At 69.3% G+C, this 9,466-nt stretch carries 12 protein-coding genes; 8 read left to right on the forward strand and 4 right to left on the reverse strand.

Going from position 1 to position 9,466, the window contains the following annotated elements:
• Positions 1 to 97 precede the first annotated feature (97 nt).
• Positions 98 to 463, forward strand: a complete 366-nt coding sequence (locus FFS23_RS15685; RefSeq protein WP_038665156.1) for a hypothetical protein — start codon at positions 98 to 100, stop codon at positions 461 to 463.
• A gap of 95 nt (positions 464 to 558) precedes the next feature.
• The gene (locus tag FFS23_RS15690; protein ID WP_137899334.1) at positions 559 to 834 is read left to right on the forward strand and encodes a DUF3297 family protein; all 276 of its coding nucleotides are present in this window, start codon (positions 559 to 561) and stop codon (positions 832 to 834) included.
• 66 nt (positions 835 to 900) lie between these two features.
• Here FFS23_RS15690 and FFS23_RS15695 read toward each other — a convergent pair whose 3' ends face one another.
• The 3 genes from FFS23_RS15695 to FFS23_RS15705 all read right to left on the reverse strand — a co-directional run bounded on the left by FFS23_RS15695 (position 901) and on the right by FFS23_RS15705 (position 4,248).
• Positions 901 to 1,230: an ArsR/SmtB family transcription factor gene (locus FFS23_RS15695; RefSeq protein ID WP_171009518.1), complete on the reverse strand. Its 330-nt coding sequence runs from the start codon at positions 1,228 to 1,230 to the stop codon at positions 901 to 903.
• A 339-nt stretch (positions 1,231 to 1,569) separates the two neighbouring features.
• Positions 1,570 to 3,426: an ABC-F family ATP-binding cassette domain-containing protein gene (locus FFS23_RS15700; RefSeq protein WP_038665165.1), complete on the reverse strand. Its 1,857-nt coding sequence runs from the start codon at positions 3,424 to 3,426 to the stop codon at positions 1,570 to 1,572.
• Positions 3,427 to 3,684: 258 nt separating this feature from the next.
• Positions 3,685 to 4,248 (reverse strand): helix-turn-helix domain-containing protein, encoded by a 564-nt coding sequence (locus FFS23_RS15705; RefSeq protein WP_137899336.1) that lies wholly within the window; start codon positions 4,246 to 4,248, stop codon positions 3,685 to 3,687.
• Positions 4,249 to 4,335: 87 nt separating this feature from the next.
• Between FFS23_RS15705 and FFS23_RS15710 the strand changes: the two genes are divergently transcribed.
• The 4 genes from FFS23_RS15710 (at position 4,336) to FFS23_RS15725 (ending at position 6,453) form a co-directional block, all read left to right on the forward strand.
• The gene (locus FFS23_RS15710) at positions 4,336 to 4,767 is read left to right on the forward strand and encodes a DUF6456 domain-containing protein (protein WP_137899337.1); all 432 of its coding nucleotides are present in this window, start codon (positions 4,336 to 4,338) and stop codon (positions 4,765 to 4,767) included.
• Between the two features lie 75 nt (positions 4,768 to 4,842).
• The gene (gene dapF / locus FFS23_RS15715) at positions 4,843 to 5,787 is read left to right on the forward strand and encodes a diaminopimelate epimerase (RefSeq protein WP_171009519.1); all 945 of its coding nucleotides are present in this window, start codon (positions 4,843 to 4,845) and stop codon (positions 5,785 to 5,787) included.
• A gap of 106 nt (positions 5,788 to 5,893) precedes the next feature.
• Entirely contained in the window at positions 5,894 to 6,118 is a 225-nt protein-coding gene (locus tag FFS23_RS15720; RefSeq protein WP_137899339.1) for a hypothetical protein, read from the forward strand.
• A gap of 47 nt (positions 6,119 to 6,165) precedes the next feature.
• Entirely contained in the window at positions 6,166 to 6,453 is a 288-nt protein-coding gene (locus FFS23_RS15725) for a hypothetical protein (RefSeq protein WP_249340712.1), read from the forward strand.
• A gap of 68 nt (positions 6,454 to 6,521) precedes the next feature.
• On the opposite strand, the gene FFS23_RS15730 is transcribed toward FFS23_RS15725, so the two are convergent.
• On the reverse strand, positions 6,522 to 7,220 hold the full coding sequence (locus FFS23_RS15730; RefSeq protein WP_171009520.1) for a PAS domain-containing protein: 699 nt from the start codon (positions 7,218 to 7,220) through the stop codon (positions 6,522 to 6,524).
• Positions 7,221 to 7,629: 409 nt separating this feature from the next.
• Here FFS23_RS15730 and FFS23_RS15735 point away from each other — a divergent pair, with 409 nt between their 5' ends.
• Positions 7,630 to 8,142, forward strand: coding sequence for a hypothetical protein (locus tag FFS23_RS15735; RefSeq protein WP_249340713.1), 513 nt, complete (start codon positions 7,630 to 7,632; stop codon positions 8,140 to 8,142).
• Positions 8,139 to 9,464, forward strand: coding sequence for a DNA-packaging protein (locus tag FFS23_RS15740; protein WP_137899341.1), 1,326 nt, complete (start codon positions 8,139 to 8,141; stop codon positions 9,462 to 9,464). Before FFS23_RS15735 ends, FFS23_RS15740 begins: the two co-directional genes overlap by 4 nt.
• The last annotated feature ends 2 nt before the right edge of the window (positions 9,465 to 9,466 follow it).

Genomic DNA, 9,466 nt, shown 5'->3' on the forward strand with positions numbered 1-9,466 from the left:
GTTCAGCCCGACTCGCCTAAACGACATGCAACACGCTCGCCGCTCTGTGCGTTTGGACCAGATACTCCGAGCGTCGTGTTAGAGGAGGTTCGACGTGATGAATGCGATGTTGAAGAAAGCAGGTCTGGGGATCGCGCTTGCCGCGACCGCGCTGACGGCCGCCGCGCCGGCGGATGCGCAGCGTTGGGGCGGCTATCGCCATTACCACCGTGGCAACGGCGGCAGCGTCGCGGCGGGTGCGTTGCTCGGCGGCATCGTCGGGCTCGGCATCGGTGCGGCGGTCGCGGGCAGCAACCGCGATCGCTATTATGACCGCGGCTATTATTACGATGCGCCGCCGCCGCCGCCGCGGGTGGTTTATCGGGACGAATATTACGCGCCGCCGCCCCCGCCGCCGCGCGTGGTGGTCCGCGAGCGCTATTATGATTACGGCCCGCGCTACGGATATGGTTACGGCTACTGACGCTTGCGGCAGTTTCGTCGGGAAGGCGGCGCGGACATCTTGTCCGCGCCGCTTTTTCGTAGCGGGGCCGGGGCGATGCCGCTAAGCGCGGCGCCATGACCGATACGCCCCCCGATCGCCTGTCGACCGATCCGTCGAGCCCCTATTTCGACCAGGCCGCGCTGGAGCGCGGCATCGGCATCCGCTTCAAGGGCGCCGAGCGCCGCGACGTCGAGGAATATGACCGCCCCGCCGGCTGGATCCGCGTCGCCTTGGGCAAGAAGGTCGACCGCCACGGCCGTCCGCTGACGCTGAAGCTGTCGGGCGAGGTCGAGGCATGGTTCGAGCGGCCGGCCGCGGATGCCGCGGGTGAGGACGACGTCGAGGGCTGAGCGTTGCCTCAGGACATGCGGACGGCGCGGGGGGCGACTCCCGCGCCTTTTTCTTGCCCGGGATCGTCAGCCCGCGGCGGGCGGGGGGCGGAGCGCCGCCCAATCGCCGGCGATGGCGTCCAGCGTGCGACGCGCGACGTCGAGCGCACCGGGCTTGCTGCGGTAATGGGTCTCGCGACCGAGCCGTTCGACGGTGACGAGGCCGGCGTCTTCGAGCACGCGCAGATGCTTGGTGACTGCCTGGCGCGTCATGCCGGCATTGGTGGACAGCCGTGCGATCGAGCGGCCGGGGCCGCTGCGCAGGATGATGAGCAGCGACAGCCGCGTGGGGTCCGATAGCGCCGCGAAGAGGCGGGCGGCCTGCACCGGCTTTGGCATCGGCGTGGAGGGAGGCATCGGCAACCTTTCGGTTGCGCCTGTCGCAACCGGGAAGTTGCTTATGATTGGAAGGATTTAAGTGCAACCGCGATGTTGCGCGAGGCAAACGGTGCGGCCGACCACCGATCGGAGATGACGAGTAGCATGGGTTGGCTGCGATGTCATGGAGCTGCTGTCATCCGTCCGTCATGCCAGACTTGATCCGGCATCCCGTTTTTCGTCACCGATGAGAAAGAAGCGGGACCCCGGCACAAGGCCGGGGTGACGGGAGGATAGCGCACGCCTGACACGCCGCGGATGCTTCGCGCGTTCGATGCCGTCGTGACCGTCCTGCAACCTTACGTAGCAGGCGCTCCCTTAAGCCGTCTCCAGCGCCTCGGTCGCTTCGAGCCACGTTGCTTCCGCCGCCTCGATCTGCGCCTGCACGTCGGCGCGGCGCTTCATCAATTCGCCCATCGCCAGCTTGGCGTAGCGCGGTTCGGCGGTCTTGGGATCGAACATCGCGCGGTCGATTGCGTTGCGGTCGGTGGTGAGCTTGGCGATCTCCGCCTCGCAGTCGCGGATCGTCTTCCGGCGCGCCTTGTCGGCGTCGCGGTCGATCGGCTTGCCCTTCTCCTTCTTCGCCCCCGATTTGCCCTTGGCCTCGGGCTGTTTGTCGCCCGCCAATACAAAGGCGATGTAATCGTCGAGGCTGCCGTCGAACTCCTTCGCGGTGCCGCCGTCGACCAGCACCAGCCGGTCGGCGGTCATCTCGAGCATGTGGCGATCGTGGCTGACCAGCACGACCGCGCCGGTATAGGAATTGAGCGCCTGGATCAGCGCCTCGCGCGCGTCGACGTCGAGGTGGTTGGTCGGCTCGTCCAAAATCAGCATATGCGGCGCGTCGCGGGTGATGAGCGCCAGCGCGAGCCGCGCCTTCTCGCCGCCCGACATCTTGCCGACCTTGCCAACCGCCTTGTCGCCTGAGAAGCCGAAGCGGCCGAGCTGCGCGCGCACCGCGGCGGGGCTGGCGCCGCGCATGATGCGGGTCATATGTTCGAGCGGCGTGTCGTCGGCGTCGAGTTCCTCCACCTGGTACTGGGTGAAATAGCCGACCTTCATTTTACCGGAAGCGTTCATCTCGCCGTCCATCGGCGCGAGCTGCGCGGCGAGCAGGCGGGCGAGCGTGGTCTTGCCGTTGCCGTTGCGGCCGAGCAGCGCGACGCGATCGTCGGGGTCGAGTCGCATGTTGAGCCGCTTGAGGATCGGCGTCTCGGCATAGCCGACGCTCGCCATGTCGAGCGTGATGAGCGGCGGGCGCAATTCGCTGGGATCGGGGAAGTCGAACGACAGCGACGGATCGTTGGCGAGCTCGGCGATCGGCTGCATCTTGGCGAGCATCTTCTGCCGGCTCTGCGCCTGTTTGGCGGTCGACGCGCGCGCCGAATTGCGCGCGACGTAATCCTGGAGCTTGGCGCGTTGCGCGTCCTGATTGGCCTTGGCGGCGGCGAGCTGCGCCATCCGCTCGGCGCGCTGGCGCTCGAAACTGTCGTAGCCGCCTGCGTAGAGCGTGATCTTGCCGTTCTGGAGGTGGAGGATATTGTCCACCACGTTGTTGAGGAAGTCGCGCTCGTGGCTGACGACGACGATCGTCGCCTTGTAGTTGACGAGGAAATCCTCGAGCCACATCACCGCCTCGAGATCAAGGTGGTTGGAGGGCTCGTCGAGCAGCAGCAGGTCGGGCTGCGAGAAGAGCAAGGCGGCGAGCGCGACGCGCATCTTCCAGCCGCCCGAGAAACTGTCGAGCGGGCGCTGCTGCATGTCCTCGTCGAAGCCGAGGCCGAGCAGGATCTGCGCGGCGCGCATCGGCGCGGTATAGGCGTCAATCGCGATGAGGCGCTCGTAGACGTCGCCGAGCCGGTCGGGGTCCTCGCTCGTCTCCGATTCGATCATCAGCGCGGCGCGCTCCTTGTCGGCGGCGAGCACCGTCTCGAACGGCGTCGCGGTGCCGGAGGGCGCCTCCTGCGCGATATAGCCGAGGCGCGCGCCTTTCGGCATGTCGGCCGAGCCGTCGTCGGGTTCGAGCATGCCGGCGATGACGCGGACGAGCGTAGACTTGCCGGCGCCGTTGCGGCCGATCAGCCCGATCCGCCCGCCGGGCGGCAGCGCCGCGGTCGCGCCGTCGAGGATCGTGCGGCCGCCGAGGCGCACGGTGATGCCGTTGAGGTTGAGCATAGGCGCGCCTGTAGCAGATGTTGCGGTGCAGCTAAAGCGGGTCGCTGTTCCAGAAGGTCTGGTTCGCGCGAAGACGCGAAGACGCGAAGGAGAAGCAGCATTTTGCAGAGGCGCAATCGCGCCCGGTCAGCCTTGTCGGCCGCCATCCCCGCTTGCCCTGAGCTTGTCGAAGGGCCTGAGTCCTACCTGCCCTTCGACAGGCTCAGGGCAAACGGTATTTTTGGGGGGTGCGTAACAGGCTGTGACTTCACGCGAATCTTACAACGTCCGGATCAGTCGCGAGGCTTGTGCCAACCACGCTGGTGACGTGATCGACGTCGGACGTGCGTTGGGGGTTAGCGGGAGGAGCAGCAGCGCGTCGCCGTCGCGGCCGATCAGGCGGGCGAAAAGGAAGCGGCCGGCGGGGAGGGGGACGAGGACGTCGCGGTTGAGCGCCTGGCCGAAATGCTCGGGTGCGCGCAGGTCGCACCATAGCGCGTCGCCGGCGCGATAGTCGCCGATGCTGCCGGTGACGCTGATCGCGACGCCGCCGGGGGCGGGCTGCGGCGGGACGAGCGTGAGCGGCTGGCGCGGGGCGTGCGCGCCCTCGGCGTCGAGCGTCGCGGCGACGGGCAGTGTCGCGCGGTCGGGGAGCGTGACGAGATCGGCGGGCGCGACCTCCAGCGCGGCGGCGATGCGGTTGAGCCACGCCACCGAGACGGTGCGCGTGCCGGTCTCGAGCCGGCCGATGGTCTGCGCGGTCGTCGGCGGGACGCAGCGGCGGGCGACCTCCTCGAGGGTCAGGTTCTTCGCTCTACGCACCTCTCGAATGGCCGTGATCATCTCTGCGTCCTAACCGCTGCGGTTATTTCTCTGTCCTACAAAGCTGACGTTGTGGCAAGCCGGTTTGCGACTCGGATGGAGGCGACGATGCGGGAATTGGTCGAGCGGACGGCAGGCACGGGGCGCAGCGTGACGGTGAACCTCGCCGAATCGCCCTTGGGCTGGTTGCGCGCGCGCGGGCTGGTCGATGCGCGCCAGTTCGAGGCGGGGGAGCGGTTGCGCGGCGATTACGAGACGGCGGCGCTCGGGCCGCGGGTGACGATGCGCTGGGCGGCGCGCGTCGACGGCGGTGGCGGCTCGGGGCTCGACCCGACGACCGCGCAGATCGCCGCCAAGCGGCGGTTCGACGCCGCGCTCGCCGCGGCGGGCAAGGGCCTCGCCGATGTCGCGTGGCGGGTGATCTGCGCTGGCGAGGGGCTGCCCGCCGCGGAGAAGGCGCTGGGCTGGCCGGCGCGCGCCGGACGGCTGGTGCTGACGCTGGCGCTCGACCGGTTGGCGGATCATTATCGTTTGCCGTGACCGGCACCGCGGGTGTATCGGCGCCGCCGGACGAGAACATAAGCGGCCCATAAGGGCGGCAGTGGGATGGATGTGGTGCAGTTCGATTTCGTGAAATGCCATGGCTCGGGCAATGATTTTCCGTTGATCGACGCGCGCGCGCTCGATCTGTCCGCTGCCGAATGGGCGGCGGTGGCACGGGCGCTCGCCGACCGCCGTGGACCGGTGGGCGGTGACGGTCTGCTTTTGCTCGGCCAAGGCGCTGAAAATCATCAGTTTTCCATGGTGATGCTGAATTCGGACGGGAGCGAGGCGGAGACGTGCCTCAACGGGCTGCGCTGCGTGGCGCGGCTGGGCTTCGAGGCGCTGGGGATCGAGGCGGCGCAGGTGAAGCTGAAGACGTCGAGCGCGGCGGTGGTGCGCGATGCCGATTTGGCGCCGGGCGTTTATACGGTGCGCGAGACGGCGGGGCCGGCGGGGCTCGACGCCGCCGCCTGGCCGCTGCACGGCGCGGGCGCGCGGATCGTCGAGGCGGTCGTGCCGCCGCTGGGAAGTGAGCGGCTGTTCACCGCGGTCGCGATGCCCAATCCGCATCTGGTGACCTTCGTCGATCGCGTCGACGAGGCGGAGCTGGTCGCGCTGGGCCATGTGTGCGAGGCGGCGCCGGACTGGCTGCCCAATCGTGCCAACGTATCGTTCGTCGAGGTGCGCGGGGCGGATCTGTTCGTGCGGACGTTCGAGCGCGGCGTCGGCCTGACCGACAGCTGCGGCAGCGCGATGGCGGCCTCCGCCTTCGCCGCGTGCCTGACCGGGCGGTTGGCGTATGACGCGCCGATCACCGTCTTCAACAAGGGCGGGCTGGTGCGCGCGCAGGTGGCGCGCGATGCGATGGTCAGCCTGTCGGGCAATGCGACGTGGGAATGGCGCGGCACGGTGACGGTCGACCTGGCGGCGGAGCGTGCGGGCGAGCTGGTCGTCCATGGCCATGCCGATGCGGAGATCGCCGCCTGGGCGGGTCTCGCCGATGCGGCGAGCCGTTGACCCGATCGGGCGGATCGACGCTGCCGCAGCGGCGCTGCCATTGATCGGCGGCGCGGCCGCCACCCTATAGACTTCGCGATCTACGTATCGCCTGAAAGCCACGGACATGCGCGACGACACGACTTATTTCTATGCACGGGCGGAGACCGAACTGGAGCTGGCGCAGCGCGCCACCCACCCCGAAGCGGTCCGTGCGCACTACATCATCGCCAACCATTATCTCGACCGCTGCTACGGCGGCGGCGAGGCGGCGGTGGCCGACGGCGATGCATCCGGCGGGGACGATGACGGTGCCGGCGAACCACCGGAAGGGCCGGCATCCCGCGACTGAACCAGTGGCCGCGCCGTTCGTTGGGGTGATGGACGAGGGCGGCAATCATGGACGGCAGCGGCATCGGCAAGGATGAAGACGACGAGCGGTGGCGCGGGCAGGATGCCAAGTTGCAGCCGCTGGGTCAGGCCTTGCGTGCGACATTCGATGCCGACAACCATGCCAGCCTGTCGAAGGACGTCACCGGCCTGATGCTCGATCTGGCGCACGTACCGTTCGAACCGCATGAATTCGAGCCGCTGCCGGGCGATCAGCAGCGGGAGCCCGTGCCGCGTGGATGGCTGGCGCGGGCGCGGCTGGCGTTGCGGTCGCGGGCCGCGATGCGGTCGCGCTGAACAGGCAGGAGCGGCGATCTTCATTACTTCCTTCCCCTGGCGCGGGAGGATTTGAACGGACGTCGATCCTAGGCCTCCACTGGCGCGCCCTGCGCGACGGCGAGGAGCGAGCCGAAGATCGCTTCCAACATCGTCAGTGCCTGTGGGCTGAGCCGGATCGGCGTGTCCGCCATGATCGGGCCGGGCCGTTCCAGCTCGATGAAGCCGGCGTTGCCGAGCGCGAGCAGCCAGCGGCGCGCGAGCTGCCAGTCGACCGCGATCCGTTCCGCGACCTCGCCGCCCAGGATCGCCTTGGCCTCCGCCTCCGCCACATAGGCGCTGAGCAGGATCTCGGTCGCGGGGTTGCCGATGAGCGCCTGGCCGAAGGATTGCTTGCCGCTGCGGATCGCGCTGAGCAGCAGCCGCGCCATCCGCCATTGCGATTCGACGGTCGAGGGCGAGGTGGTCTGTTCGCGCAGCGGCTGGCACGTCACAACCAGGCGGCGGTCGTCGCCGAGGCCCATGCGCGAGACGTGCAGATTGACCCAGAGCGCGCTGCCGTCGGCACGGACGTGGCGCTGGGTGAAGAAGCGCGCCTCGCCGGTGTCGAGGATATGCTGCAATTGCCGCTCGCCGGCCTTGCGGTCGCCGTCGGCGAGCGTGTCCAACACCGAGCGGCCGACGAGCGCGTCGCGCGGCAGGCCGAGAATCGTCTCATAGGCCGAATCGACCTCGATCACGGTGAGGTCGCGGCCGATCAGGCCATGCGCAGCCGGACCCAATGCCATCCTCATAAAAAGCCTTTTCCATTCAGCGATGTACGATGGTTGGTCATTGCCGAATGGCCCGTCCTGATCGATGTGCCGGGAACCATGGCGGGTGCAGAATTGCGCAAGACGACGGTCCGGCAGACACATCCTGTGCTGCGATACACCCGTTTGTGACACAATTTGTTGGACAGGTCGATGCGCGAATGCGTGTGATTATCGCATGTTACCGCTTTCAGCTTCACCCAGTGCAAAAGTACGAGCACGTATGAAAATAGCACTATCCTATTTGGTACAAAAGGCTTGACATCGTCACGCTCTCCGGGTACATAACGGGAACGATGAGGAATTGCGGGTCGGGCCGGAGCGGTCGGGGTGGATGCCTCGTCGCTGCCGGCCCGATCGCGTTTCGGCGAACGGGGGGCGGACGATGGCGGAGCGTATCGCGGCACACCAAGACGGGGCGACGTGCGATCGGCGCGAGACGATCGCGATCGTGCTGCCCGAGCGCGGGCGACGCCTGCGGTGGACGGCGGCGCTGACCGGCGCGTTCATGGATCATCTGTCGCGCACCGGAAACATCAGCGCGGCGGCGCGCCGGATCGGGATCGATCCGGCGCAGGCCTATTACCGGCAGCGGACCAACGCCGCCTTCCGCGCCGCCTGGCGCGCGGCGCTCGACGCGGGCTATCTGACGATCGAGACGCAGGCGATGGCCTATGTCCTGTCGGGGGGCGATGCGGCGGCGGCGGACACCGGCACGGGCCGCTTTGACTGGGAGCATGGGCTGCGGCTGCTCGTCTGGCACGACCAGCGGCGGGCCGGGCGCGAGCAGCGCGGCAAACCGCCGCGACAGGTGACGACGCGCGAGGAAAGCGACGCGCTGATCCTCCGGCGGCTCGCGGTGCTCGCCAAGCGCAAGCAGGGCGAGACGGCGGCATGAGCGAGGCGACGAGCGATATCATCGCGACGCTCGCCGGACTGTCCGAAGCGGAGCGTACCTGGCTGGTCCGCTCGCTGCCGAGGCCGGTGCGGCGCGAAGTCGCGGAGCGCTGGGTGGGCGGCTGGGCGCAGGACGGGCAGGCGCCGCCGGCGGCGGGCGATTGGCGGATCTGGCTGATCCGCGCCGGGCGCGGCTTCGGCAAGACGCGCGCCGGCGCGGAATGGGTGACCGCGGTCGCCGGTGCCGACGGCGAGGCGCAGATCGCGCTGGTCGGCGCGACCGCGGCGGACGTGCGCCGGGTGATGATCGAGGGGCCGAGCGGGCTGCGCGCCGTCGCCAAGACCGGACAGACGCCGCGCTATACGGTGTCGCGGGGCGAGATTCACTGGCCCAATGGCGCGATGGCACGGATCTATTCGGCGGATGCGCCCGATCAGCTGCGCGGTCCCGAACACAGCGCCGCCTGGTGCGACGAGCTGGCGAAATGGCGGCGCGGCGATGCCGCCTGGGACAATCTGCTGATGGGGCTGCGGCGTGGCGTGCAGCCGCGGGTGGTGGTCACGACGACGCCGCGGCCGACCGCGCTGATGAAGCGGCTGCTGCGCACGCGCGGGCTGGTCGAGACGCGCGGGGCGACGCGCGACAATCCGTTCCTGCCCGCGGTCTTCGTCAATCACGTCGAGGAGGCCTATGGCGGTACGCGGCTGGGCCGGCAGGAGCTGGACGGCGAGATGATCGAGGACCTCGCCGGTGCCTTGTGGTCGCGGGCGCGGATCGAGGCGAGCCGCGGCGTCGCGCCCGAGGGGCTGGTGCGCGTCGTGATCGGCGTCGACCCGCCGGCGGGCAGCGACGCCGGCACGGGCGATGCCTGCGGGATCGTCGCGGTCGGGCGCGACGCCAATGGCCTCGCTTACGTGCTGGAGGATGCGAGCGTCGCGGCGGCATCGCCGGAGGGCTGGGCGCGCGCGGTGGCGGCTTGCGCGGCGCGGCATCGTGCCGACCGGGTGGTGGCGGAGGCCAATCAGGGCGGGACGATGGTGCGATCGGTGCTGCTCGCCGCGGACGTCGCTTTGCCGGTGACGCTGGTGCACGCGAGCCGCGGCAAGGTGGCGCGCGCCGAGCCGGTGGCGACGCTCTACGAGCGCGACCGGGTGCGGCATTGCGGCCGGTTCGCCGCGCTGGAGGACGAGATGTGCGGGCTGGTCGCGGGGGGCGGCTATCACGGGCCGGGGCGTTCGCCGGACCGGGCGGACGCTCTGGTGTGGGCGCTGAGCGAGCTGATGCTCGGGCGGCGCGCGCGGGCGGGCGTGCGGGGGTTGTAGGG

It is taken from the genome of Sphingomonas sp. 2SG, from assembly GCF_005503285.1.
Lineage (GTDB): Bacteria > Pseudomonadota > Alphaproteobacteria > Sphingomonadales > Sphingomonadaceae > Sphingomonas > Sphingomonas taxi.

Excerpts from the sequence above, each read along its gene's own strand:
- FFS23_RS15685 (WP_038665156.1), top strand. The coding sequence starts at position 98 with ATGAATGCGATGTTGAAGAAAGCAGGTCTGGGGATCGCGCTTGCCGCG.
- FFS23_RS15690 (WP_137899334.1), top strand. The coding sequence starts at position 559 with ATGACCGATACGCCCCCCGATCGCCTGTCGACCGATCCGTCGAGCCCC.
- FFS23_RS15695 (WP_171009518.1), bottom strand. The coding sequence starts at position 1,230 with ATGCCTCCCTCCACGCCGATGCCAAAGCCGGTGCAGGCCGCCCGCCTC.
- FFS23_RS15700 (WP_038665165.1), bottom strand. The coding sequence starts at position 3,426 with ATGCTCAACCTCAACGGCATCACCGTGCGCCTCGGCGGCCGCACGATC.
- FFS23_RS15705 (WP_137899336.1), bottom strand. The coding sequence starts at position 4,248 with ATGATCACGGCCATTCGAGAGGTGCGTAGAGCGAAGAACCTGACCCTC.
- FFS23_RS15710 (WP_137899337.1), top strand. The coding sequence starts at position 4,336 with ATGCGGGAATTGGTCGAGCGGACGGCAGGCACGGGGCGCAGCGTGACG.
- FFS23_RS15720 (WP_137899339.1), top strand. The coding sequence starts at position 5,894 with ATGCGCGACGACACGACTTATTTCTATGCACGGGCGGAGACCGAACTG.
- FFS23_RS15725 (WP_249340712.1), top strand. The coding sequence starts at position 6,166 with ATGGACGGCAGCGGCATCGGCAAGGATGAAGACGACGAGCGGTGGCGC.
- FFS23_RS15730 (WP_171009520.1), bottom strand. The coding sequence starts at position 7,220 with ATGGCATTGGGTCCGGCTGCGCATGGCCTGATCGGCCGCGACCTCACC.
- FFS23_RS15735 (WP_249340713.1), top strand. The coding sequence starts at position 7,630 with ATGGCGGAGCGTATCGCGGCACACCAAGACGGGGCGACGTGCGATCGG.
- FFS23_RS15740 (WP_137899341.1), top strand. The coding sequence starts at position 8,139 with ATGAGCGAGGCGACGAGCGATATCATCGCGACGCTCGCCGGACTGTCC.